This window comes from Bradyrhizobium sp. Bra64 (assembly GCF_024519875.1).
GTDB classification, from domain to species: domain Bacteria; phylum Pseudomonadota; class Alphaproteobacteria; order Rhizobiales; family Xanthobacteraceae; genus Bradyrhizobium; species Bradyrhizobium japonicum_G.
In genome coordinates, this window is record NZ_JALJRD010000009.1 from 58486 (window position 1) to 82280 (window position 23795).

Annotated in this window: 21 protein-coding genes and 1 pseudogene; 13 read left to right on the plus strand and 9 right to left on the minus strand. The window is 64.7% G+C overall.

Going from position 1 to position 23795, the window contains the following annotated elements; translation table 11 throughout:
• The first annotated feature begins 103 nt into the window (after positions 1-103).
• The 7 genes from glpD (at position 104) to NR187_RS24010 (ending at position 7744) form a co-directional block, all read left to right on the plus strand.
• The gene (gene glpD / locus NR187_RS23980; RefSeq protein WP_211386976.1) at positions 104-1654 is read left to right on the plus strand and encodes a glycerol-3-phosphate dehydrogenase; all 1551 of its coding nucleotides are present in this window, start codon (positions 104-106) and stop codon (positions 1652-1654) included.
• The gene (locus NR187_RS23985) at positions 1651-2727 is read left to right on the plus strand and encodes an ABC transporter ATP-binding protein (protein WP_211386975.1); all 1077 of its coding nucleotides are present in this window, start codon (positions 1651-1653) and stop codon (positions 2725-2727) included. The genes glpD and NR187_RS23985 overlap by 4 nt, the downstream gene beginning before the upstream one ends.
• A gap of 12 nt (positions 2728-2739) precedes the next feature.
• Positions 2740-3825, plus strand: a complete 1086-nt coding sequence (locus NR187_RS23990; RefSeq protein ID WP_211386974.1) for an ABC transporter ATP-binding protein — start codon at positions 2740-2742, stop codon at positions 3823-3825.
• A complete protein-coding gene (locus tag NR187_RS23995; RefSeq protein WP_211386973.1) occupies positions 3825-4727 on the plus strand; it encodes a carbohydrate ABC transporter permease in 903 nt (300 codons plus the stop codon). The genes NR187_RS23990 and NR187_RS23995 overlap by 1 nt, the downstream gene beginning before the upstream one ends.
• Positions 4727-5533: a carbohydrate ABC transporter permease gene (locus tag NR187_RS24000; RefSeq protein ID WP_007606994.1), complete on the plus strand. Its 807-nt coding sequence runs from the start codon at positions 4727-4729 to the stop codon at positions 5531-5533. Before NR187_RS23995 ends, NR187_RS24000 begins: the two co-directional genes overlap by 1 nt.
• A gap of 9 nt (positions 5534-5542) precedes the next feature.
• Positions 5543-5872, plus strand: coding sequence for a DUF2160 domain-containing protein (locus NR187_RS24005; protein ID WP_211386972.1), 330 nt, complete (start codon positions 5543-5545; stop codon positions 5870-5872).
• A gap of 129 nt (positions 5873-6001) precedes the next feature.
• Positions 6002-7744 carry an ABC transporter substrate-binding protein gene (locus NR187_RS24010; protein WP_256807959.1) on the plus strand — a complete coding sequence of 581 codons (1743 nt, stop codon included), beginning with the start codon at positions 6002-6004 and terminating at the stop codon, positions 7742-7744.
• A 188-nt stretch (positions 7745-7932) separates the two neighbouring features.
• Here the strand turns inward: NR187_RS24010 and NR187_RS24015 are convergent, their stop codons facing one another.
• From NR187_RS24015 to NR187_RS24035, 5 genes and pseudogenes are all read right to left on the minus strand, one after another.
• Complete coding sequence (locus NR187_RS24015; protein ID WP_256807889.1) at positions 7933-9033, minus strand: alkene reductase; 1101 nt, start codon at positions 9031-9033, stop codon at positions 7933-7935.
• A gap of 175 nt (positions 9034-9208) precedes the next feature.
• On the minus strand, positions 9209-9712 hold the full coding sequence (locus NR187_RS24020; RefSeq protein WP_211386970.1) for a DUF1993 family protein: 504 nt from the start codon (positions 9710-9712) through the stop codon (positions 9209-9211).
• A gap of 109 nt (positions 9713-9821) precedes the next feature.
• Positions 9822-11122 (minus strand): annotated as a pseudogene (locus NR187_RS24025) (lytic murein transglycosylase).
• Between the two features lie 123 nt (positions 11123-11245).
• On the minus strand, positions 11246-13186 hold the full coding sequence (locus tag NR187_RS24030; RefSeq protein WP_256807890.1) for a glycosyltransferase: 1941 nt from the start codon (positions 13184-13186) through the stop codon (positions 11246-11248).
• Positions 13183-14340 carry an HlyD family secretion protein gene (locus NR187_RS24035; protein WP_249129634.1) on the minus strand — a complete coding sequence of 386 codons (1158 nt, stop codon included), beginning with the start codon at positions 14338-14340 and terminating at the stop codon, positions 13183-13185. The genes NR187_RS24030 and NR187_RS24035 overlap by 4 nt, the downstream gene beginning before the upstream one ends.
• Positions 14341-14834: 494 nt before the next feature.
• Between NR187_RS24035 and htpX the strand changes: the two genes are divergently transcribed.
• On the plus strand, positions 14835-15791 hold the full coding sequence (gene htpX / locus NR187_RS24040) for a zinc metalloprotease HtpX (RefSeq protein WP_211386966.1): 957 nt from the start codon (positions 14835-14837) through the stop codon (positions 15789-15791).
• 135 nt (positions 15792-15926) lie between these two features.
• A complete protein-coding gene (locus tag NR187_RS24045) occupies positions 15927-16568 on the plus strand; it encodes a tetratricopeptide repeat protein (RefSeq protein ID WP_256807892.1) in 642 nt (213 codons plus the stop codon).
• A 65-nt stretch (positions 16569-16633) separates the two neighbouring features.
• Here NR187_RS24045 and NR187_RS24050 read toward each other — a convergent pair whose 3' ends face one another.
• Positions 16634-16981 carry a hypothetical protein gene (locus NR187_RS24050; RefSeq protein ID WP_256807893.1) on the minus strand — a complete coding sequence of 116 codons (348 nt, stop codon included), beginning with the start codon at positions 16979-16981 and terminating at the stop codon, positions 16634-16636.
• Positions 16982-17144: 163 nt separating this feature from the next.
• A complete protein-coding gene (locus NR187_RS24055) occupies positions 17145-17951 on the minus strand; it encodes a hypothetical protein (protein WP_211386963.1) in 807 nt (268 codons plus the stop codon).
• Between the two features lie 230 nt (positions 17952-18181).
• Here NR187_RS24055 and NR187_RS24060 point away from each other — a divergent pair, with 230 nt between their 5' ends.
• Positions 18182-18475 carry an antibiotic biosynthesis monooxygenase gene (locus NR187_RS24060; RefSeq protein WP_211386962.1) on the plus strand — a complete coding sequence of 98 codons (294 nt, stop codon included), beginning with the start codon at positions 18182-18184 and terminating at the stop codon, positions 18473-18475.
• Between the two features lie 107 nt (positions 18476-18582).
• Here the strand turns inward: NR187_RS24060 and NR187_RS24065 are convergent, their stop codons facing one another.
• On the minus strand, positions 18583-20028 hold the full coding sequence (locus NR187_RS24065) for a short-chain fatty acyl-CoA regulator family protein (protein WP_211386961.1): 1446 nt from the start codon (positions 20026-20028) through the stop codon (positions 18583-18585).
• 234 nt (positions 20029-20262) lie between these two features.
• Here NR187_RS24065 and NR187_RS24070 point away from each other — a divergent pair, with 234 nt between their 5' ends.
• The 3 genes from NR187_RS24070 to NR187_RS24080 all read left to right on the plus strand — a co-directional run bounded on the left by NR187_RS24070 (position 20263) and on the right by NR187_RS24080 (position 22888).
• Positions 20263-21897, plus strand: coding sequence for an isocitrate lyase (locus tag NR187_RS24070; RefSeq protein ID WP_211386960.1), 1635 nt, complete (start codon positions 20263-20265; stop codon positions 21895-21897).
• A 31-nt stretch (positions 21898-21928) separates the two neighbouring features.
• Positions 21929-22138, plus strand: a complete 210-nt coding sequence (locus tag NR187_RS24075; protein WP_008137787.1) for a hypothetical protein — start codon at positions 21929-21931, stop codon at positions 22136-22138.
• A 195-nt stretch (positions 22139-22333) separates the two neighbouring features.
• Positions 22334-22888, plus strand: a complete 555-nt coding sequence (locus tag NR187_RS24080; protein WP_211386959.1) for a hypothetical protein — start codon at positions 22334-22336, stop codon at positions 22886-22888.
• Positions 22889-22913: 25 nt separating this feature from the next.
• Here the strand turns inward: NR187_RS24080 and NR187_RS24085 are convergent, their stop codons facing one another.
• Entirely contained in the window at positions 22914-23795 is an 882-nt protein-coding gene (locus NR187_RS24085; RefSeq protein WP_256807896.1) for a metallophosphoesterase, read from the minus strand.

Genomic DNA, 23795 nt, shown 5'->3' on the forward strand with positions numbered 1-23795 from the left:
GCTTTCGCTTCCATTCGTCTCTCTTTCATCTTGCTTTCGTTTTGCGGTGTGATCTAATCAAAAACGAAAGTATCCACTCGACGGAACGAGTGGTCGCCGGGGGATGCGTCTGTTGGAGCGTATTTTCGACCTCGCCATCATCGGAGGCGGTGTTAACGGCTGCGGCATCGCGCGCGACGCGGTGGGCCGTGGCAACACGGTTTTCCTGTGCGAAATGAACGATCTGGCGAGCGGGACGTCGTCCTGGTCGACCAAGCTGGTGCATGGCGGCCTGCGCTATCTCGAATATTACGAGTTTCGCCTGGTCCGCGAGGCGCTGATCGAGCGCGAGATCCTCTGGGGCATCGCACCCCACATCATCCGCCCCCTGCGTTTCGTTTTGCCGCATCATGCCGGCCTCCGCCCGGCTTGGCTGCTCCGGCTCGGCCTCTTCCTCTATGACCACATCGGTGGCCGTCATCTGTTGCCTGCGACCCGTTCGGTGGATCTGCGGCGCGACGAGGTCGGCCGCCCGCTGATCCCGAATCGCTATACCCGCGCTTTCGAATATTCCGACTGCTTCGTCGATGACGCCCGCCTCGTCGTGCTCAATGCGCGCGATGCCGCCGACAAGGGCGCCGAGATCCGCACCCGCACCCGCGCGACGGATATCAAGCAATCCGACGGCGTCTGGACCGTCAGCATGGTCGACACGCTGACCGGCGCGCGTTCGCAGGTCCAGGCGCGCGCGCTCATCAATGCCGGTGGCCCCTGGGTCGAGGACGTGCTCGGCCGCGGCGCCGGCGTCAATGCGAAGGCCAAGGTGCGGCTGGTGCAGGGTTCGCACATCGTGGTCAAGAAGCTCTACGACCACGATCGCGCCTACATGTTCCAGAACGCCGACGGCCGCATCATCTTCGTGATCCCGTACCAGGACGATTTTACGCTGATCGGCACCACCGACCGCGACTATGACGGCGACCCCGCCAAGGTGAAGGCGACACCCGAGGAGATCCAGTATCTCTGCACGGCGGCGAGCGAATATCTGGCCAAGCCCGTCACCCCCGGCGACGTGGTCTGGACCTATTCCGGCGTGCGTCCGCTCTATGACGATGGCGCCAGCGAGGCCAAGGCCGCTACACGCGATTACGTGTTCGAGCTCGACATGCCCGGCGGCGTGCCGCTGCTCTCGATCTATGGCGGCAAGATCACGACCTATCGCCGCCTCGCCGAGGAAGCGCTGGAGCGGCTCGCGCCTCATCTTCGCAGTGCGAAAGCGCGCGAGGGCTGGACCGGCAAATGGCCGCTCCCCGGCGGCGACATGGGCGTGTCCGATGTCGACGGGCTGATCGCCGAGCTTCAGCGCGGCTATCCGTTCCTCAGCCACGAGCATGCGCGGCGCCTCGCCCGCGCCTACGGTACCCGCGCCGTGAAGCTGCTCGGGGACGCGAAATCCGCCGCCGATCTCGGCCAGGCCTTCGGCGCGACGCTGACCGAACGCGAGGTCCGCTATCTCATGGCCAACGAATGGGCCGTCACCGCCGAGGACGTCGTCTGGCGCCGTTCCAAGCTCGGCCTGCGACTATCTGCCGACGAGATCGCTGCATTGAACGACTGGATTGCATCCCACGCCGTGCCGCAAAGTCCCCTGCTGGAAGCGGGAGGACGCCCATGACCGTGACACTCGATCATGTGACCCGGACCGTCGAGGGGGTCCCGCACATCCGCGACGTCTCGCTGACGCTCGAGAGCGGGACGCTCAACGTGCTGCTCGGGCCGACGCTGTCGGGCAAGACCTCGATCATGCGGCTGCTCGCCGGGCTCGACAAGCCGACCACGGGCAAGCTGCTGGTCAACGGCAAGGACGTCACCGGTGTCGACGTGCGCCAGCGCTCGGTCGCGATGGTCTATCAGCAGTTCATCAATTACCCCTCCCTGAGCGTCTACGAGAACATCGCCTCGCCCTTGCGCGTGCAGGGCAAGCCGCGCGAGGAGATCGAGAAGCGCGTCGCCGAGGCCGCCCGGCTGCTCAGGCTCGAGCCGTTCCTCAAGCGCACGCCGCTTCAGCTTTCCGGCGGCCAGCAGCAGCGCACCGCGATGGCGCGCGCGCTGGTCAAGGGCGCCGATCTCGTGCTGCTCGACGAGCCGCTCGCCAATCTCGACTACAAGCTGCGCGAAGAGCTGCGCACCGAGCTGCCGCGCATCTTCGAGGCCTCGGGCGCGATCTTCGTCTATGCCACCACCGAGCCGACCGAAGCGCTGCTGCTCGGCGGCAACACGGTGTGCATGTGGGAGGGGCAGGCGCTCCAGATCGGCGAGACGCCGAGCGTCTACCGGCGTCCGCAGACCCTGCGTGTCGCGCAGGTGTTTTCCGATCCGCCGCTCAACCTCGTCGGCATCGAGAAGAAGAACGGCTCCGTGCAATATGCGGGAGGCATCGCCGCGCCGGCGTCCGGTCTCTATTCATCGCTGGCCGACGGCGCCTATCGCGTCGGGTTTCGCGCGCATCAGCTCGCGCTCGCAAATGGCGAGACTGACCGCCACGCCTTCCATGCCACGGTGACGGTGACCGAAATCACCGGTTCGGAGAGTTTCGTGCATCTGACCCGCGACGGATCGAACTGGGTTGCGGTGCTGCACGGCGTGCACGAGTTCGAGCCGGGCCAGACCATCGACGCCGTGCTCGATCCCAACGATGTTTTTGTGTTCGACGCGGCCGATCGCCTCGTCGCGGCACCTGGTTCTTGAGGGAGATGCGCCATGGCCCGCATTGACCTCGTCGATCTCGCCCATTCCTACGGCGGCAATGACGCGCCGCAGGAAAGCTTTGCGCTGAAGCCGGTGACCATGACCTGGCGGCAGGGCGGCGCCTATGCGCTGCTGGGGCCGTCCGGCTGCGGCAAGACTACGCTGCTCAACGTCATTTCCGGCATCATCACGCCGTCGCGGGGGAAAATCCTGTTCGACGGCGAGGACATCACACCGCTGTCAACCCAGAAGCGCAACATCGCCCAGGTGTTCCAGTTTCCGGTGATCTACGACACCATGACGGTGGGGCAGAACCTGGCGTTTCCGTTGAAGAACCGCGGCGTGCCGAAGGCCGAGATCGACAAGCGCGTCGCCGAGATCGGCCGGCTGCTCGACCTCGAGCCCTATCTGAATCGCAAGGCGACCCGGCTCACGGCGGATGCCAAGCAAAAGATCTCGCTCGGCCGCGGTCTCGTCCGCTCCGACGTCGCCGCCGTGCTGTTCGACGAGCCGCTGACTGTGATCGACCCCGAGCTGAAATGGCAGCTCCGCTCCAAGCTGAAGGCGCTGCATCGCGAGCTCGACCTCACGATGATCTACGTCACCCACGACCAGACCGAGGCGCTGACCTTCGCCGACACCGTCGTCGTCATGCATGACGGCCGCGTGGTGCAGAGCGGCACGCCGGCCGAGCTGTTCGACAAGCCGGCGCATACCTTCGTCGGCTATTTCATCGGCTCGCCCGGCATGAACATCATTCCGGCCGAGGTGAGGGGCCGCGAGGCCAGGATCGGCGGCCACGTCATCGCGCTGAACCGCAGTTATGACGCTCTACCGGCGGGCGCGAAGATCGAGATCGGCGTGCGCCCCGAATTCGTCGAGGTCGTCGCGCCTGCGCCGGGCCTGCTCACGGCGAAGATCGAGCGCATCGACGATCTCGGCCGCATCCGTTTTGCGCGCGCGCGCCTCGGTGACGCAAAGCTCGCCGCGCGTGCGCCGGCAGGCTTCACCAGCGCGGACGGCACCGCCGGGCTGAAGTTCGATCCGTCATACGTCCACGTCTATGCCGACAGCCTTCTGGTGGAGGGAGCCGCCTGATGGACAAGACCGTCAACCAAAAAGCCTGGTTCCTGGTGCTGCCGGTGTTCCTGGTCGTCGCGTTCTCGGCGGTGCTGCCGCTGATGACGGTCGTGAACTATTCGATGCAGGACACCTTCGGCAACAACCAGTTCTTCTGGAACGGCGTCGGCTGGTTCAAGGAGCTGCTCGATCCCTCGACCGATCTCGGCGGCCGCTTCCTCGCCTCGCTCGGCCGCAATCTGTTCTTCTCGCTGGTGATCCTCGCCATCGAGGTCCCGCTCGGCATCGTCATCGCGCTGTCGATGCCGCGGCAGGGATGGACGGTGGCGGCCTGTCTCGTGATCCTCGCGCTGCCGCTCTTGATTCCGTGGAACGTGGTCGGCACGATATGGCAGATCTTCGGCCGGCCCGACATCGGCCTGATGGGCTATGTCCTCAACCACATCGGCCTCGACTACAATTACGTCTCCAACGACATCGACGCCTGGGTTACCGTCATCGTGATGGACGTCTGGCACTGGACCAGTCTCGTCGCGCTGCTCTGCTATGCCGGCCTGAAGTCGATTCCCGAAGCCTATTACCAGGCCGCGCAGATCGACGGCGCCTCGCGCTGGGCCGTGTTCAAGGCGATCCAGCTGCCCAAGATGAACCGCGTGCTGCTGATCGCGGTGCTGCTGCGCTTCATGGACAGCTTCATGATCTATACCGAGCCGTTCGTCGTCACAGGCGGCGGCCCGGGCAATTCGACGACCTTCGTGTCGATCGAGCTGGTCAAGATCGCGCTCGGCCAGTTCGACCTCGGCAAGGCCGCCGCGCTGTCGCTGGTCTACAATCTGATCATCCTGATCGTCTGCTGGATCTTCTACACCGTCATGACCAATGCCGGCAGCGATCGGAAACCGCAGGAAGGAGCCGCGTGATGCACTCGATTCCCGGCCGTCGCCTCATCATGGCGCTGTTCCTGATCTTCCTGCTGTTGCCGATCTACTGGCTCGTCAACATGAGCTTCAAGACCAACGCCGAGATCGTCTCGACGATGACGCTGTGGCCGCACGCGCCGACGCTGCAGCACTACAAGCGCATCTTCACCGACGAGAGCTGGTATTCCGGCTACATCAACTCGCTGGAATACGTCGTCCTCAACACCATCATCTCGATCTCGGTGGCGCTGCCGGCGGCCTACGCTTTCTCGCGCTACCGCTTCCTCGGCGACAAGCATCTATTCTTCTGGCTGCTGTCGAACCGGATGGCGCCGGCCGCGGTCTACGCGCTGCCGTTCTTCAACCTCTATTCGGCGATCGGCTTGTTCGATACGCCCTGGGCGGTCGCGCTGGCGCACTGCATCTTCAACGTTCCGCTGGCGGTGTGGATCCTGGAAGGTTTCGTGTCCGGCGTACCGCGCGAGATCGACGAGACCGCCTTCCTCGACGGCTATTCCTTCCCGCGTTTCTTCATCAAGATCCTTGTGCCGCTGATCGCGAGCGGCATCGGCGTCGCCGCCTTCTTCTGCTTCATGTTCTCCTGGGTCGAGCTGCTGCTCGCGCGGACGCTGACGTCGGTGCAGGCCAAGCCGATCGCGGCGATCATGACGCGCACGGTGTCGGCGGCCGGCATGGATTGGGGCCTGCTGGCGGCTGCCGGCGTGCTCACCATCATTCCGGGCGCGCTCGTGATCTGGTTCGTCCGCAATTACATCGCGAGCGGTTTTGCGCTCGGCCGAGTTTAGGAGGCTGCTATGGAATCCATCGCATGGATGGCCTGGACGCTGCCGACCGCGATCTTCTTCGTGGCGCTCGCCAGCACCCTCGCGGTCATGACCTGGCTCGCCGCGGTCTATCCCGAAGCCGAGCGCGTCGGCGTGCTCAGTATTCCGACGACGCGGGGCGACCGCCTGTTCATCTCCCTGATCACGGCGGCCGTCATCCACCTCCTGTGGATCGCCTTCGCCGGCACCGACGCACTCGCCACGCTTCCGATCGGTGAGGAAGGTCTTGAAATTTCGAGCCTGTGGCTCGCAAGCGGAATTTCGCTGGTCACGGCCGTGCTCATTTTCCGCACGGTCTGAAGCTCGCGAAGGGACGGCCAGATCCGGGAGCAACCCGGGCCTGTAGAAAGTTTGTCGCTGCAACGGAGGAACAACATGCGGCAGTTTAGGAGAAGGGAACGTCCATTGACCAAGAGCAGTTTTCTGACGATGTCCAGCGTCGCCGCCATCGTCGCGGTGTCGTTCGCCGTCTCGGCGCCGGTTCGCGCCGCCGACGACGCCGCGATCCAGAAGTGGATCGCGGAATTCCAACCCTCGACGCTGTCGAAGGAGGACCAGAAGAAGGAGCTGGAGTGGTTCGTCAAGGCCGCCGAGCCCTTCAAGGGCATGGAGATCAACGTGGTCTCCGAGACCATTACCACCCACGAATACGAGTCGCAGACGCTGGCCAAGGCGTTCTCCGAGCTCACCGGCATCAAGCTCAAGCACGACATCATCCAGGAAGGTGACGTGGTCGAGAAGCTGCAGACCCAGATGCAGTCCGGCAAGAACGTGTACGACGGCTGGATCAACGATTCCGACCTGATCGGCACGCATTTCCGCTACGGCCAGACCATCGCGCTGTCGGACTACATGACCGGCGAGGGCAAGGACGTCACCGACCCCATGCTCGACGTCAACGACTTCATCGGCGCGTCGTTCGGCACCGCGCCGGACGGCAAGCTCTACCAGCTGCCCGACCAGCAGTTCGCCAACCTCTATTGGTTCCGCTACGACTGGTTCACCAACCCCGACTACAAGGCCAAGTTCAAGGCCAAGTACGGCTACGAGCTCGGCGTTCCCGTGAACTGGTCGGCCTACGAGGACATCGCCGAGTTCTTCACCAACGACATCAAGGAGATCAACGGCGTCAAGGTCTACGGCCATATGGACTATGGCAAGAAGGACCCGTCGCTCGGCTGGCGTTTCACCGACGCCTGGCTGTCGATGGCCGGCAACGGCGACAAGGGCATTCCGAACGGTCTGCCGGTCGACGAGTGGGGCATCCGCATGGAAGGCTGCCGTCCGGTCGGCTCTTCGGTCGAGCGTGGTGGCGACACCAACGGTCCGGCCGCGGTCTACTCGATCACCAAGTATCTGGAGTGGATGAAGAAGTATGCTCCGCCGCAGGCTCAGGGCATGACCTTCTCCGAGTCGGGTCCGGTGCCGGCGCAGGGCAACATCGCCCAGCAGATGTTCTGGTACACCGCCTTCACCGCCGACATGGTGAAGCCCGGCATCGCCGTGATGAACGCGGACGGTACGCCGAAATGGCGTATGGCTCCGTCGCCGCACGGTTCGTACTGGAAGGAAGGCATGAAGCTCGGCTACCAGGACGCCGGCTCGGTGACGCTGCTGAAGTCGACCCCGGCGGATCGCCGCAAGGCGGCCTGGCTCTATCTCCAGTTCATCATCTCCAAGACGGTGTCGCTGAAGAAGAGCCATGTCGGTCTCACGTTCATTCGTGAATCCGACATCTGGGACAAGTCGTTCACGGAGCGTGCGCCGAAGCTCGGCGGCCTGATCGAGTTCTACCGCTCGCCCGCGCGCGTGCAGTGGACCCCGACCGGCAACAACGTGCCCGACTATCCGAAGCTGGCGCAGTTGTGGTGGCAGAACATCGGCGATGCGTCGTCCGGTGCGAAGACGCCGCAAGCCGCGATGGACTCGCTCGCCGCGGCCCAGGACTCCGTGATGGAGCGCCTGGAGAAGTCGGGCGTGCAGGGCGCCTGCGGTCCGAAGCTGCACAAGAAGGAGACGGCCGAGTACTGGTTCGCCAAGGCCCAGAAGGACGGCACGATTGCTCCCCAGCGCAAGCTCGCCAACGAGAAGCCGAAGGGCGAGACGGTCGACTACGACACGCTGATCAAGTCGTGGCCGGCACAGCCCCCGAAGCGCGCCTCGCTGCAATAAGGCACATCACATAACGACGAAAGGCCGGGAGCGATCCCGGCCTTTTTCTTTTCATTGTCGTGGATTCTGCTTCCACAACGTCATTGCGAGCGAAGCGAAGCAATCCAGAATCTTTCCGCGGAGGAAGTCTGGATTGTTTCGTCGCTTCGCTCCTCGCAATGACGGAGGATGGAGCGGCGACGATAGCCTTACTCCGCCGCCTCAGCCGCGAGCGCCGGATAATCCGTGTATCCCTTCGCGCCGCCGCCGTAGAACGTGTTCTTGTCCCAGTCGTTGAGCGCCGCGCCCGTCTTCAACCGCTCGACCAGGTCGGGGTTGGAGATGAACGGCTTGCCGAAGGCGATGAGGTCGGCCGCGCCCGCGTCCAGCACCTTGGTCGCGAGTTCGAAATCGTAGCCGTTGTTGGCGACATAGGCACCGGCGAAGCGCTTGCGCAGGCCGGCATAGTCGAAAGGTGCGATGTCGCGCGGGCCGCCCGTGGCGCCTTCGACGACATGGAGATAAGCGAGCTTCAGCGCGCTGAGGCCGTCGACGATATGGTCGTAGAGAGCCTGCGGATTCGAGTCCGAGATGTCGTTGGCCGGCGTCACCGGCGAGATGCGGATGCCGGTTCGCTCGGCACCGGCTTCGGCCACGACGGCCTTCGAGACCTCCAGCATCAGCCTCGCGCGGTTCTCGATCGAGCCGCCATAGGCGTCAGTGCGCTTGTTGGTGCCGTCCTTGGCGAATTGCTCAAGCAGATAGCCGTTGGCGCCGTGGATCTCGACGCCGTCGAAGCCGGCCTCGATTGCATTTGTCGTGGCACGCTTGAAGTCGTCGATGATCCCGGGAATTTCGGAGAGCTCGAGCGCGCGTGGCTCGGAGACATCGGCAAAGCCGCCGTTCACGAAGGTCTTGCCCTTGGCGCGGATCGCGCTCGGCGCCACCGGGGCTGCGCCATTGGCCTGGAGATCGACATGCGAGATGCGGCCGACATGCCAGAGCTGGATGAAGATCTTGCCGCCGCGCTCATGGACACGGTCGGTGACCTTGCGCCACCCGGCGACCTGGTCCTTGGAGTAAATGCCGGGGGTGTCCTGGTAGCCCTGGCCCTGCTGCGAGACCTGGCTCGCTTCGGTGATCAGAAGCCCTGCGGAGGCCCGCTGGGCGTAATAGTCGGCAGCGAGCGCACCGGGTACGAAGGTGCCGGGAACGGCGCGGTTGCGCGTCAATGGCGCCATCACGAAACGGTTGGCCAGCGTAATCGGGCCGAGCTTGTAGGTTTCAAACAATTTGGTCGGGCGGCTCATGGGAATGCTTCCAGGCGGTGAGAGGTCCGGAACACTTGTGCATCGCGGCAATCGGCGCAAGGGATGAGCCATACGGAAAGTGCAGACAAGCTACGCGGCAGGGGCCGCGTAGCATAATTCGTGTGCAATTGGGGGCCGGAGCAGCGGATTCCGACTGCGGCGGCCGCGCGATACGTCAGTTCGCGCCGAGGAAGTCGCGCTTGCCGATCTCGACGCCGTTGTGACGCAGGATGCCGTGCGCGGTGGTGGCGTGGAAATAGAAGTTCGGCAGCGAGAACGCGCTGAGGAATTGCTGCCCCTTCATCGTGATGGTCTTGTCGGGGCCGCCGGGGAAGCTGACGTCCTTGGTCTCGGCGCCCTCGAACTGCTCCGGCTTGAACGACTTCACATAGTCGATGGTCTTGGCCAGCCGCTGCTTCAACTCCGCAATCGTCGTCTCGGTGTCAGGCGTGGAGGGCACTTCGCTATGGGTCAGCCGCGCGCAGCCCTTGGCGGCGAAATCGCTGACCAGCTGGATCTGCTTCGAAAGCGGCAGCATGTCCGGAAAGAGGCGGGAGCCGAGCAGGACGGCGGGATCGACCTTCTTGGCCGCGCAATGCGCCTCGGCTTTCGTGAGCAAGCCGGTGAGGCTGTTCAGCATCTGCAGATAGGCGGGGACGACGGTGTCGTAAAAAGACATGTGATGCTCGCTCTCATGGTGGGAAATTTCAGGAGAAAACCTGAGCCACTCACATGGGGCCGTCATGGAAAAAAGCAATCGCAGGAGCGGCTTGTGCGGTGCGAAAATTCTACCGGATCGTCCCCGCCGGCTGCGCCTGCGCCGTGCCGCCGCGCATCCGGGCGAGCAGCTCCGCGGTCGGCCAGGAATCCGCCGGCAGGCCGTATTTGATCTGCATCGCCTTCACCGCGGCGCGGCTCTGCTGGCCCAGCACGCCGTCGATCTTGCCGACATTGAAGCCGGCGCGCGCCAGGAGCTGCTGCAAGGCCTTCAGTTCGTTGAACGGTAGTTGCGCGACCGGCCCCGCCGGCTTGCGCATCGGGGCCGCGCCCGCGATGCGGGTGGCGAGATAGCCCGCCGTCGTCGAATAGATCAGCGAGTTATTCCACTCGGTGTAGGCGGCGAAATTCGGGTACGCCATGAAGGCCGGACCGAAGCGTCCCATCGGCAGCAGCACGGACGCCGCGAGATTGTCGTTCGGCAGCGGCCGGCCGTCGGGATAGGTGACCCCCAGCTGCGCCCATTTCGAGCGCGGCTCTCGCACCGTGAGATCGGTCTGATCCCACGGCAGGTTCTGCGGCACCTTGATCTCCTCCAGCCACGGCTCGCCGCGCCGCCACTTCAAGCCGTTGGCGATGTAGTTCGCGGTCGAGCCGATCACGTCGTCCTCGCTGCGCAGGAGATCGCGTCGCCCGTCGCCGTCATAGTCGACGGCATAGTTGACGTAGTGCACGGGCAGGAACTGCGTCTGCCCGAGCTCGCCGGCCCAGGAGCCGACCATCTCGTCGGGATGCAGATCGCCGCGGTCGATGATCTTCAGCGCGGCGATGGTCTCGCCCACGAACATCTCCGAGCGTCGGCAGTCATAGGCGAGCGACACCAGCGATTTCAGCGTCGGCAGATTTCCCATGTTGACGCCGAAATCGCTCTCGAGGCCCCAGAACGCGGCGATCACCGCCGGCGGCACGCCGTATTCCTTTTCGGCGCGCGCGAATGCCGCGGCGTGGGTCTTGATGTGCTGCTGGCCGTTCTGCATGCGATAGGGCGCGGCCATGCGGCCGGCAAATTCAGTGAAGAGCTGGCCGAACACCCGCTGGCCGCGGTCGCGGTTGACGATGCCCTGGTCGTAGACGAGGTAGGGCGAAGCCTCGCGATCGTCCGCTGCGACACGCCGGCGGCAACGGCTTGGCTCTTCACGTCCGCCAGGAAGCGATCGAAGCTCGCGCCGTTGTGGCACGACGCCGCGCGCGGCGACGGCGCGGTGGCCCTCGGCGCTGCGGGCTTGGCGGGAGGTGGGAGAGGCTGGGCGGAGGCGGTTGCGGAGAGCGCGAGAACAGTGACGGCCGCGATCGCAAATCGGGTCTGGAGCATAGGGGTTCCGGCGGGGAGGGCAGGCGTGGATTCGTCCGAAGTTTAGGTGAACTGATGGCCTCAGGCCATCCTTTCCATGCCATGTCAGCGCACCGAATGCGAGCGGGTGGATGTCGCGCCGGCCTAACTGAACAGCCGCAGCAGCAGCGCCTTGCCGACGGGAATGGCCCTGATCCCCCGGTAGGCGCGCACATATTCGCCGGCGTAGAAGGCCCTGATCGCATGGACGCGGATATCCATGCTTTCTTCAAAGCGCACTGCAAATCCATTCCTCGTCCGCCGCACCACGACGCCGGCGATCGAACGGCCATAGATCTGGCATTCAAGCTTGCTGCCGATCGCGGGTGGATCTGGGTCGATGAAGCGGGCGCCGCTGATGGATATATCGCCGAGCCGAGCCAGGTACGATTTGCCGCCCTGATGCAGCAGGATCGGCTCGTTGCGGTTGAAGCGCTCCGCCTTGCGCTTGCGCGGCTGCTCGATGCAGACGAAGCAGACGACGGTGAGGATAAGGGCGTTGTAGAGGCTCCATGCCAGCGCCAGGCCGCCATAGGCGATGTTCTCGCCGCGCAGATGCAGGATGAAGGCGTAGGCGATGGCCGCGAGCGTAATGATGAGCGCACTGCCATAAAGCCGGAGCAGCGGCCACTCCACGAATTTCCGGCCGCGCTCGCCGCCCTTGGCCGTGACCTGGAACTTGTGTCCTTTCGGCTTCAACAGGCCGGTCGCGACCGCCTTGAGGACCGCGGGCGCTGCAACGAGTTGCGACACATCCGTCATCATCGCAAGCGAACGGCCGCGCGACAGCCACGCCATGGTGAGTCCATGCCAGACGTAGAACGGCAGGAAGTACCGCAACAGCTCGGAGAGGTCGGCCTGCACCGCCTTGATGCCGAAAAGCAGGAACAGCCAGGGCACCACCAGCCCGAACATCCTGGTCCCGTAGACAGCCGTCCAGCTCATGAAGGCATCGACCAGCGACAGCCGGTCGATAAAAGAGAGGTTCGAATCACGCGACAGCGGTCCGCTACGGCCGCGCACGATTTGCATGAAGCCGAGGCACCAGCGCCCGCGCTGGGTGATGTATTCCTTGAGCCCCTCCGGCGCGAGACCGATGGTCAGTCGCTCGTTGAGATAGACGGTGTTGAAGCCGAGCTCTTTCAGCCGCAGCGTGACGAGATAATCCTCGGTGACCGAGTCTGTCGGAAAGCCGCCGATCCGCATCAGGGCGCCGTAGCGGATGAGGGACGACGTGCCGCAGCAGAAGGCGACGCCCCAGGCGTCCTTTGCCGGCATCAGGATGTCGAAAAAGAAGCGCTGCTCGTCGGGCCAGACGTCGGTGGCGCCCAGATTGCTCTGGATTGGATCGGAGTTGATGAAATGCTGGGGCGTCTGCACGACGCCCACGCCGGCGTCATCCATCAGGCTGATGGTCCGACTGAGGAAGTCGGGCCGCGGCACGAAATCGGCGTCGAGAATTGCGATGAAGTCCGGCGGCTCCGGCAATTCGCTGACATGTCCGAGCGCATGGTTGATGTTGCCCGCCTTGGCATGCCGGTTATCGGCGCGCGCGAGGTAGCGGCAGCCGAGCTCCTGGGCGAGGCGCCGCAGCCACAGGCGGCGTCCGTCGTCGAGCACCCAGACACGGTAGTTGCCGTACTGCATCCCGGTCGCGCCGATGATCGTCCGCTCCAGGATCGATTTGTCCTCGTTGTAGGTGCAGATGAACACGTCGATCAACGGAGCTGCGCGATCCCTGGCGCGGCTGTCGACCTTCGCGGCGCCCGAACGGTCGATGGTTCGGCTGAGGAACAGCATCGACAGCGCGACCGCAATCAGGGAGGCGGATTCCGCCAGCATGAAGGGAAGGCCGATCAGGAAATCTGCGGTCAGTCCGGGCGGCGGTACGGTCTCGGTGACGCGCCAATGGAAGTAGCGCAGCAGCAGGACGAACGACACGCCGGTCAGCAGCGAACGCGCCGGCGTGTTCTCGCGCCTGAGAAGCGGCACCACCACCATGAACGCACCGAGCGCAAGAAAGCCGGGCGCCAGCGCCGCCATCATGGTGCCGCCTCGCGCCGGGCGAAGATCACGCGGCCGGTCCGTCCCACCGTGCAGTCGTGCGCGGCGGCGTCGGCAGGCGCCACCGTCACGCGGTAAGGCTCCTTGCCTAGTGCATCGGGGTTGATGGCGAGATTGGCCGGGGCGCCCGCAGCCCCGGTCAGATTGACGACCGTGCCGGAAATCGGGGCACCGCCGTCATTCGGCTCGAAAGTGGTATGATCGCCAAGCTGCAGGCGGTTATATACGCTCTCGGTGACATTGGCCGTGATCACGCTACCGCTGCAATCCAGCACCTTGAGCAGAGGCTGGCCGATCTGCACGTCCTCGCCCGGCGATGTCATCATTTCCCAGACCCGGCCGGTGACCGGGGTTCTGATGCTGGCCTCGGACATGTCGGTGAAGCGGACCTCTTCGACGATGATCTCGTTGGCAAGCCAGGCGATCTCGGTGTCGGTGTGCACCAGATCGGCTTCCAGGTCCTTGGCGCGCAGGCGCATCTCCTCCTCGCGCTGCACGGAACTCGGTCGGTCGTTGTAGCTGTCGCCGAGGAACGAGCCGCTCCTTGCCGCACGCAGCTCGACCTGTGCGGCGTCCAGCCGCTTGCGCGCGCCGAGTTCGGTCTGCTGCGCTACCGACAGCTCGCGAGTCAGCCGCGACAACTCGACCGTGGATACGTTGCCGGATTTCGCGAGCGACGACGCCCGGTCAACCGCGGCGTTTGCTTCCTCTCGTCGCGCGGCGGCTGCCTCGATCGAGGTCTGGATTTCGGCGATGCGCGCTTCGAGCTGAAGGACGCGTCCGTCCCTGAACAATGCGGCCTGCCGGGCGAGGTCCTGCTGGGCGGCCCGGGCGGTCTCGAGCTTGGTTGCGAGACTCGGCCGCTCGTTCTCCAGTCGCGATTGCTGCCGCCGCAGGTCGTCGAGCCGCGAACGATCGCCGCGCGAATTCACGACACGCAGCACGACCATGCCGGCGTCGAGATGCGCCTGGTCCTTGATCGCGGCGGGGGCCGCGGCAACGCGTCCGCCGATCGGCGCGCGCAGGGTGACGAGGCGGGAGTTCAGCACGGCCTCGACGCTGGAATTCTGCCACATCGTGCGCAGCGGCAGCCAGCCGAATATGGCGATGACGGCAAGGCCTGCTGCGATCTTCAAGCTTCGCCGCAACAGGAGCCGGCCTCGCGGAGGCCCCGTGGGTTCGACCCGGGCAGCAGGCTGCCGTGGGTGCTTCTCATCGGCAAGCAGCTCCTCGCGCAGCGCTTGCTGCAGGCCCTTCGCGTCTGCGGAACCAGCCGCTTCGCCTAAGGAAGGAGGGGATGCATCGTGAACGGGAGCGGCCTGCGACCGGTCCATCATGGCAGTCACCTGGCTGAGGGGAGGCAATGCAACGGACCAATGCGGGAGCCGCGCTCCCGTGCCCGCGTCTCCGGAACTTAGTCCGGGCTACGCTTTCCAATGTCCTCGGTTCCGGCGTGTATTTTGATATGAATACGCGTCAAGATTTAGCTGTGCGTCGCCGCGACGCAGTCGCAGCCCTTGCAGCGCGGGGGGCCGACTTCATAACTCAAGCTTCTCTGCTGAATCCTTGGCTCAAATTGGTCAGCTTGGATTCGCTGCACTGGTTTATGCGTCAGCAACGGGATGTCGCCATGAACTATCTTCGTACCGCAATGCTCCTCGCAGGCCTCACCGCCCTGTTCATGGGCGTCGGCTATCTCATCGGCGGCGCCACAGGCGCCATGATCGCGCTCGTCATCGCGGCGGCAACCAATCTCTTCACCTATTGGAACTCCGATCGCATGGTGCTCTCGATGTACGGCGCCCATGAGGTCGATCGTTCGACCGCGCCGGAACTGGTCGGGCTCGTCGCCGAGCTTGCGGGCCGCGCCGGCCTGCCGATGCCGCGCGTGTTCCTGATGGACGAGCCGCAGCCCAATGCGTTCGCGACCGGGCGCAATCCCGAGAACGCCGCGGTTGCCGTCACCACCGGCCTGATGCACCAGCTCAGCCGGGAGGAGCTCGCCGGCGTGATCGCGCACGAGCTCGCCCATATCAAGCACCACGACACCCTGCTCATGACTATTACCGCGACCATTGCGGGTGCGATCTCGATGCTGGCGCAGTTCGGCATGTTCTTCGGCGGAAATCGTGACAATAGCGGTCCCGGCATCGTCGGCTCGATCCTGATGATGATCCTCGCCCCGATCGGCGCCATGCTGGTGCAGATGGCGATCAGCCGCACGCGCGAATACGCCGCGGACAATCTCGGCGCACGCATCGCCGGTCAGCCGATGTGGCTGGCCTCGGCGCTGGTGAAGATCGAGGGCGCGGCGCATCAGGTCCCGAATCTCGAGGCGGAGCGAAATCCTGCCACGGCGCACATGTTCATCATCAATCCGCTGTCCGGCCACGGCGTCGACAATCTCTTCGCCACCCATCCTTCGACGCAGAATCGCATCGCGGCGCTTCAGCAGCTCGCGGCAGAGCTCGGCGCGCAGGCGGCGCCGTCGGTCGGCGCCAACGAGAACTATCCGCCGCAGGGCCCCTGGGGCCGCTCGTCCTCGCGCGGGCCTTCTCGCGGGTCTACACGTGGTCCTTGGGGCTGATGGAATCGGCTGGAATCGCGCGCCTGGTTTGTGACCTGGCGCACACAGGAATATCCCGGCCGGTGTTAACACCCCGGCGAGACTATTCCTTCGAAAGGGGATGCGTGGCCGGCCCTCTGCCCGCCACCGTCGAGGATGACAAGAGCTGCGGTACCATTGCTGATCGTCCTGAGCGTGCTCATTGGCCTGTCCACGCACATGGTCGTCAATTGCGGGGACGAGGACGATCCGGACATTTGTTCGGCCGTGATCGGCTTCTCGCCGCTGCGCGGCTCGCTGATTGCCTTCGCCTATGAAGGGCGTGGGCGGATCGCGCTGCGCCATGGCGACTGGCGGCGAGCGATCGCGGATTTCGACGAGGCCATCCACCTCAATCCGAACCGCGCCTCGCTGTATCGCGACCGGGCGCGGGCGCGCCGGCAGAACGGCGACCTCGAGCTCGCGATCGAGGATTATGACGAAGCGATCGCGCACAATCCAAAGCTCGCCGCGCCCTATCACGAGCGTGGTCTCGCGCTTGCCGGCAGCGGCGATCTCGACCGCGCCATCCTGAGTTACAATACGGCGATCCGCCTCGACCCCTCGGATGCGCAGGCCCGCCTCGACCGCGGCCTTGCGTTCCTCGCCTGCGGTCAGGCCGAAGATGCCCGCGCCGATTTCGAGGCAGCGCTGGCGCTGCCGGCCGGCAAGGACGCCCGCACCCGCGACGCGGCGCGCGCCAGGCTCGCCGAACTCGCCAGCGCCGAGCCGGCCCAGATTTCAGCGCCGCGGCGGTGAAAATATAGAGCTGCGTTCGCCTATACCACCTTCTCCCACAACAAGGGGAGAAGGAAGAAGCCCGGCTACTTCGCCTTCTTGGCCTTCTTCGCCTTCGCCGCCTTCTTCACAGGCTTTTCCTTCGCCTTCTTCTCCACCTTCGCAGCGATCGGCGTGCTGGCGGCAAGCCGCATCGACCGCGCGTAGCTGTCGGCGACGTTGTCGGCGGACATCTGCAGGCGTTTGGCGGCGGCCGTGGCCTGCTCCATGGTGGCCTTGGCCATCATCTTGAAGCGGTCGCCGGTCTCCTTGCCCTTGGCCTTGGCCGCGAGGCCGTTGAAGCGATCCCGCCGCTCCTTGGCGCGGGTCATCAAGCCCGTATGCAGCTGTCTGGCCAGTTGCCGGATCACGACATCCAGGTCGGCGTCCGCCATGTTGTTCTATCCTCTTCGAAAACGGTATCGATGCGGCGGGACTATGCAGATCGAGCCCCGCCTTGGCAATTCCCGCCTGTACGTCATCCGCAGCTTCCGGTTACCAAAACGAAAAAGCCGCGCTGTTCGCGCGGCTCCTCGGCTCTGGAAGCGCCAGGCAGGCTTATTTCAACGAGGCAACCGGGCCGCTCGCCGGCGCCGGATCGGGGTCGAAGCCGAACACGCCGACCAGATATTTGTAATAGTCCGGCATCTTCTCCTTGAGCGCGTCCCGCGACTTCGGATCGTGGAATTCGCTCTTTCCGACCAGAAAGATGGTGCCGGTCACGGCGAAGAACTCCATCGGATTCTTCATCGCATAGGAGTCCTTGGGCAGCAGGTCCTTCGACTTGGCAAGGGCGAAGTAGCCGATCACGCCCTTGTTGGCATAGCCGTCCGGCAACAGCCGCGCGTGATAGGCGTGCAGGAGCTCGTGCAGCAGCACGGCCTCCTTCTCGTAGCGCATCATGTCCGGCCGCAGCATGATCACGCCGAGCCCCGAATCGACCGCGAGGTCGACGACATTGGGATTGGTCCAGCGCTGGGTGGCATGGTCCCACACCGTCAGCGTCCGCGGCACGCTGCGCTCGACGTTCGGGGCGACCCGGCCGTAGCACGCGGTCGCGGCGCCTTCGTCGAGGCAGGCGAGCTCGCTCGCGATGATCGGAACGGTGCGGAAGAAGCGCAGCACGCGCGGCGAGAGGCCGGCCCCCTCGACGACGTCGATCTGGCTCTTTACATTGTCGGCGAGCTTGTCGACGTCCTTGCGGTCGGAATTCTCCGACAGGTCGAACATGTAGCCGCGGTAGCTCTGGAAGCCCGGCGGCAACGCCTGCGCTGCGCCGGCGGACGCATCGAGCGATCCGGCATTGGATGGATTGGCAAAGAGCGCGCCGACAATGGTCGCGGTCAGCAGCAACGCAATGCGCATGATGAACCCCCTGATGTCACTTCACGCGGCAGAATAAGCTGACGTTGTTTGCGAAAAGTGAGTGGGGCGAGACTAAGGCACCGATGTTGAGGCGTGCTTAACCGTTGGTTGCAGATCGCGCAGGCGGGTTAGTGTCGGATTAACCAAGCATGGATCGGCGGCGCGCTTCGGCGTAGCATCCCCTCCGGGCCCGAGGGCCCGCAACTCCGGACAGCCGGAAGGAGGATGCCATGTATGCCGCCATCCGTCAGGCCAAGGCGAAAAGCGGAAGCGCCGAAGAGCTGGCGCGCCGCATCAAGGACGGCGCCGTTCCGATCATCAGCGATGTCGACGGTTTCCGCGCCTATTACGTCGTCTATGCCGGCGACGACACCGTCACGGCGATCTCGATCTTCGACAAGTTCGAGCAGGCGGAGGAGGCGAACAGGCGCGCGATCGCCTGGATCGAGAAGGATCTGGGCTCGCTGCTTGCAGGCGACGCCCGCGCCGCCGCGGGGCCGGTGATCGTGCATACGCTGGCGTGAGTTCTCGCCGTTGCGAGGAGCGAAGCGACGAAGCAATCCCGGCTGTCACTGCCGGGACAGTCTGGATTGCTGCGCGTCGCAATGACGTGGAGGCGGATGCGCGCCCCTCACAGCTCCCTTGCATTCGAGAACGCGAACGAGCTCACGCGCCGCGTCGTCTCGTCCAGGATCAGCGTGCGCGTGATCGGCGGCTCGGCGCGCTGGGCGCAGTTTTCGCGCTCGCACAGGCGGCAGTTGACGCCGATCGGCGTGCCTTCGGTCTTCTCGAGGTCCATGCCGGACGCATAAACGAGGCGTGAGGCGTGACGGATCTCGCAGCCGAGGCCGATGGCGAAGCGCGGCTGCGGCAGCGGGTGCGGCGCCACGGGACGGCGCACCATCTGCGCGATCGAGAAATAGCGCGTGCCGTCGGAGAGCTCGATCACCTGCTTGAGCAAGCGATCCGGCGTGTCGAAGGTCGAGTGCACGTTCCACAACGGGCACGTGCCGCCGAATTTCGAGAACGGGAACGTGCCGGAGGAGAACCGCTTCGAGACGTTGCCGGCATTGTCGACGCGCAGGAGGAAGAACGGAATGCCGCGCGCGTTCGGCCGCTGCAGCGTGGTGAGGCGATGGCAGACCTGCTCGAAACCGGAATTGAAGCGTTGCGCCAGCAAATGGATGTCGTAGCTCAAGGCCTCGGCCGCGGCCAGGAAGGTCGGATAGGGCATCATCACGGCCGCCGCAAAATAGTTGGCGAGCGTGATGCGGAACAGCCGCCGCGGCGCGTCGTCGAGCGGGCCAGCGCGGCCGATGATGGTCTCCAGATGCTGCGCGCATTCACCGAGTCCCAGCTGGAAGGCCAGCTGGAAGGCGCGGCCGGGCGGATCGACCAGTTCCGAGATCAGCAGCTGGCGGCGGTGACGGTCGAAACGCCGCAGCGTTTCGCGCATCACGTCGACTGGCATGATCCGGGTCTGGATCGAATGCTTTTCGCGCAGCCGCGCGGCGAGCGCGGCATAGAGCCCCTCGGCCGGCACGTTCAGCTCGTCGCGCAAGGTTTCGGCGGCCTGTTCGAGCTCCGGAAAATAGTTGCGGTTGGCCTCGATCAATTCGCGCACGCGCTCGACCGGATTGGCCTCATAGCGCGTGCCGACGTCGCGGTCGGCCATCTGCGCTGCGGCCAGCGTCTCGCCCTGGCGGGCCTCGGTATAGGCCGCGTAGAGCCGTTGCAGTGCGTGGGTCACGCCCGGGCAGAGCTCGGCGAGGTCGCGCAGTTCCTGCTTGGGGACGTCGATCTGGCGGAACAGCGGATCGGAGAAGATCTCGTTCAGCTCCGCGAAGAAACGGTCCTCGTCGGCGGTGGCGAGGTCGCGTAGGTCGAGGTCGTAGGTCTCGGCCAGCCGCAGCAAGATCTGCGCAGTCACCGGACGCTGGTTGCGCTCGATCAGGTTGACGTAGCTCGGCGAGATCCCGAGCCCCTCGGCCATCTGGGTCTGCGACAGCCCCAATTGCTGCCGGATCCTCCGGAAGCGCGGGCCGACGAACAGCTTCTTCCCGGACTCGGCGGGCATTCTCGGGTCTCCCAGCGGCATATAGGGCAGTCTTGCTGTCCTGTATTATGACAATAATTACAAATTAACATCTATTACATGTTCTGATGTTACATGACATCACCATTCAAATACAAGCCCTCTATACGAACTTCCCTTTCTCGCGTTTAGCTCAAGACACGCATTTCGCAATGCACTGTCAAAAATGTCGATGACAACGCCAAGAACTTTGTCATCAGCGAAAGGATCGAGCAGATGAACTACCAGCCCCGTGGCATCAACGCCCTCCAGCGCCCGGCCTCGTATCAGAGCGAGATCGAGGCGGCTCAGGCGCTCCTTGAAACCAAGCCGACCTGGAACGGGGTGACGGCCGAGGCTGTCGCGCGCATGCGCCTGCAGAACCGCTTCAAGACCGGCCTCGACATCGCCCGCTACACCGCGGCGCTGATGCGCAGCGACATGGCGGCCTATGACGCCGATCCCACCAAGTACACCCAGTCGCTGGGCTGCTGGCACGGCTTCATCGCGCAGCAGAAGCTGATCTCGATCAAGAAGCACTTCGGCGGCAAGACCGATCGCCGTTACCTCTATCTCTCCGGCTGGATGATCGCCGCGCTGCGCTCCGAGTTCGGACCGCTGCCCGACCAGTCGATGCACGAGAAGACCTCGGTGCCGGCCCTGATCGAGGAGCTCTACACCTTCCTGCGTCAGGCCGACTCGCGCGAGCTCAACGACATCTTCCGCAACCTCGACAAGGCGCGCAAGGAAGGCGACAAGACCCGCGAGAAGGAGTTGATCGAGAAGATCGACAACTTCCAGACCCATGTCGTGCCCGTCATCGCCGACATCGACGCGGGCTTCGGCAACGCCGAGGCGACCTATCTGCTCGCCAAGAAGATGATCGAGGCGGGCGCCTGCGCGCTGCAGATCGAGAATCAGGTCTCGGACGAGAAGCAGTGCGGCCATCAGGACGGCAAGGTCACCGTGCCGCACGAGGTGTTCCTGGCGAAGATCCGGGCCTGCCGCCATGCGTTCCTTGAACTGGGCATCGAAGACGGCGTCGTCGTGACCCGCACCGACTCGCTCGGCGCCGGCCTCACGCAGCAGATCGCCGTCAGCCACAAGCCGGGCGATATCGGCGATCAGTACAACAGCTTCCTAGATTGCGAGGAAGTGACGCCGGAGAATGCCCGCAACGGCGACGTCATCATCAACCGCAACGGCAAGATGCTGCGTCCGAAGCGCCTGCCCAGCAATCTCTACCAGTTCCGCGCCGGAACGGGCGAAGATCGCTGCGTGCTCGACAGCATCACCTCGCTGCAGAACGGTGCCGACCTGCTCTGGATCGAGACCGAGAAGCCGCATATCGAGCAGATCGCCAAGATGGTCGATCGGATCCGCAAGGTGGTTCCGAACGCGAAGCTGGCCTACAACAACTCGCCGTCGTTCAACTGGACGCTCAACTTCCGTTGGCAGGTCTACGACGCGATGAAGGAAGCGGGCAAGGACGTCAGCAAGTATAACCGCGCCGAGCTGATGAAGCCGGAATACGACGATACGCCCCTGGCCATCGAAGCCGACGAGCGCATCCGCACCTTCCAGGCCGACTCGGCGAAGCGTGCCGGCATCTTCCACCATCTCATCACGTTGCCGACCTATCACACGGCGGCGCTGTCAACCGACAATCTGGCCCGCGAATATTTCGGCGAGCAGGGCATGCTGGGCTACGTCAAGAACGTCCAGCGCGCGGAAATCCGTCAGGGCATCGCCTGCGCCAAGCACCAGAACATGGCCGGCTCCGACATCGGCGACGACCACAAGGAATACTTCGCCGGCGAGGCTGCCCTGAAGGCGGGCGGCGCCCACAACACGATGAACCAGTTCGGCTAATACAGAACGGCTTCTTGAGAGGAGAGCGACAATGACCAAAGGCAGCAATTTCTGGGTGATCGGCGGCGAGTTCGGCTCGATGAACTTCCACAAGCTCGTCGAAGGCTCGGCCCAGGTGCAGGGTCCGTTCAAGACCCGCAAGGAGGCCGAGGACGCTTGGCGCTCGGTCTCGGAAGAGAACCGCCACAAGGCCGGCGTCCGCTTCTCGATCGTGGAAGAGCCGTCGCGGGTCTCGGCCTGACGGCGTTGCCGCGGGCCTGAATTAAGAAGACGTCCAAGGACGGATGGTCCCATCCGGCGCAAGCCGGGTGGGATCGTCTGTTTTTGGCACAGGTGAAGGGAGCTGTGGGCGCCGTAAGTGACTGGAATTGTGGACCCTTTGCGGAGGGATTGGTTGCTGATAGGTTAATGGAGGTAAGTGAGGACGAGGCCGACCATGTCAGAGCCCGAGACCAGCGGGACCCATCCCGGCCAGCCGCGCCCGGTGCGGCTGCGCGATGCGCTGTTGCGGGCGCGGATCGAGGCCGCGGACCGGACCGGCGTGGTCGTCGATTTGCGCGATGCCGAGGTGGCGCGGCTCGAGATCCTCAACGACGCGCTCGATCCGCTGTTCGCCCAGGTGCCGGATAAGATCGACCTGTTCGACCGCGGCGTCAGCCAGGGCGACACACCCAGGCTCTGGATCGACGTCGTCGCCCACATCGTGATGGGGCGCGACAAGCGGATGTACCGCTTCGTCCAGGATACCCGCTTCGGCCGCATCGTGCTCGCCGAATCCCACGACACTTCCGTCATCGTCGAGGCCGTGACCGATTATGTCGCGCGCCGCATGATCGAGCGCGAGCATGCGATGGTGGTCCCGCCCGAGCCGAAGCCCGCGGCCGTCGAGCCGCCGCGCCGCTCGCGCGTCTGGCCGTTCGTGCTGGGGTTCGTGCTCGGTGCCGCCGCGCTGTTCGGAGTTGCCGTAATGGCGGCGCTGCGAAGCTGGTGAATTTTGCGCTCGCAATGACGGCGAACTAGATCAACCGCGCATGCTTGATCTGCCCGATCTGAAATCCGGCCCCCAGGCCCCGCACCGTCTGCTCGCAGCGCCAGCCGGCATTGTCCTTCTCGATCGTGAACAGATTGTAGGCCGCCGCCGGGTAGTGCCCGTGCGCGAGCGCGGAGGCCGACGGCACGCCGAGCGCCGGAATGTTGCCGTTGGGACCTTCGAACCACATCGTCGAATGAATGTGGTCGTGACCGTGCAGGATCAACTCGACGCCGTGGCGCCTGATCCGCGCCAGCAATGCGGCAGCATCGGTCATCCGTTTGTGGCGCGCGCCGGACTTGAGCGGATGATGCACCAGCAGCACGCGGAAGACGTCCTCGGCCGCGAGCCGTTCGAGCATCTCTTCGAGGGACGCGAGCTGATCGCGCCCGAGTGTGCCCGTCGCCATCAATGGCAATGTCGGCACTGCCGTGGACAGGCTGATCAGCGCGAGCGGTCCGCGCCGGCGCAGGCTGGGGAAGCCGATGCGGCCGTCGTCGCCCGCAAGATAGGGCGCAAAGGTCTCGCCGAAGCGGTGAAAGGTAGTGCGGACATAGGCATCGTGATTGCCGGGAATCGTGGTGACGCGGTCGGGCGGGCCGACGCCGTCGAGCCAGGCGCGCGCCGGCGCGAACTCCGCCTCCAGCGCCAGGTTGACGAGATCGCCTGTGACCGCGATGTGGTCGGGCGCCTGCGCCTGCATGTCGGCGACGAGGGCGTCGAGCACCTCGCGGCGCTGGTACTTGTGGCGGTTGCGCGTCCAGTTGACATAGCCGAGCACGCGCTTGCCCGCGAGCTCGATCAGCCGCGGCTGCGGCAGCGGCGGCAAATGCGGGTCGGACAGATGGGCGAGCGTGAAGGGGGCCAT

Coding starts and splice junctions, on each gene's coding strand:
- glpD (WP_211386976.1), top strand. CDS start 104: ATGCGTCTGTTGGAGCGTATTTTCGACCTCGCCATCATCGGAGGCGGT.
- NR187_RS23985 (WP_211386975.1), top strand. CDS start 1,651: ATGACCGTGACACTCGATCATGTGACCCGGACCGTCGAGGGGGTCCCG.
- NR187_RS23990 (WP_211386974.1), top strand. CDS start 2,740: ATGGCCCGCATTGACCTCGTCGATCTCGCCCATTCCTACGGCGGCAAT.
- NR187_RS23995 (WP_211386973.1), top strand. CDS start 3,825: ATGGACAAGACCGTCAACCAAAAAGCCTGGTTCCTGGTGCTGCCGGTG.
- NR187_RS24000 (WP_007606994.1), top strand. CDS start 4,727: ATGCACTCGATTCCCGGCCGTCGCCTCATCATGGCGCTGTTCCTGATC.
- NR187_RS24005 (WP_211386972.1), top strand. CDS start 5,543: ATGGAATCCATCGCATGGATGGCCTGGACGCTGCCGACCGCGATCTTC.
- NR187_RS24010 (WP_256807959.1), top strand. CDS start 6,002: ATGTCCAGCGTCGCCGCCATCGTCGCGGTGTCGTTCGCCGTCTCGGCG.
- NR187_RS24015 (WP_256807889.1), bottom strand. CDS start 9,033: ATGAGCCGCCCGACCAAATTGTTTGAAACCTACAAGCTCGGCCCGATT.
- NR187_RS24020 (WP_211386970.1), bottom strand. CDS start 9,712: ATGTCTTTTTACGACACCGTCGTCCCCGCCTATCTGCAGATGCTGAAC.
- NR187_RS24030 (WP_256807890.1), bottom strand. CDS start 13,186: ATGATGGCGGCGCTGGCGCCCGGCTTTCTTGCGCTCGGTGCGTTCATG.
- htpX (WP_211386966.1), top strand. CDS start 14,835: ATGAACTATCTTCGTACCGCAATGCTCCTCGCAGGCCTCACCGCCCTG.
- NR187_RS24045 (WP_256807892.1), top strand. CDS start 15,927: ATGACAAGAGCTGCGGTACCATTGCTGATCGTCCTGAGCGTGCTCATT.
- NR187_RS24050 (WP_256807893.1), bottom strand. CDS start 16,981: ATGGCGGACGCCGACCTGGATGTCGTGATCCGGCAACTGGCCAGACAG.
- NR187_RS24055 (WP_211386963.1), bottom strand. CDS start 17,951: ATGCGCATTGCGTTGCTGCTGACCGCGACCATTGTCGGCGCGCTCTTT.
- NR187_RS24060 (WP_211386962.1), top strand. CDS start 18,182: ATGTATGCCGCCATCCGTCAGGCCAAGGCGAAAAGCGGAAGCGCCGAA.
- NR187_RS24065 (WP_211386961.1), bottom strand. CDS start 20,028: ATGCCCGCCGAGTCCGGGAAGAAGCTGTTCGTCGGCCCGCGCTTCCGG.
- NR187_RS24070 (WP_211386960.1), top strand. CDS start 20,263: ATGAACTACCAGCCCCGTGGCATCAACGCCCTCCAGCGCCCGGCCTCG.
- NR187_RS24075 (WP_008137787.1), top strand. CDS start 21,929: ATGACCAAAGGCAGCAATTTCTGGGTGATCGGCGGCGAGTTCGGCTCG.
- NR187_RS24080 (WP_211386959.1), top strand. CDS start 22,334: ATGTCAGAGCCCGAGACCAGCGGGACCCATCCCGGCCAGCCGCGCCCG.
- NR187_RS24085 (WP_256807896.1), bottom strand. CDS start 23,795: ATGGCCCCCTTCACGCTCGCCCATCTGTCCGACCCGCATTTGCCGCCG.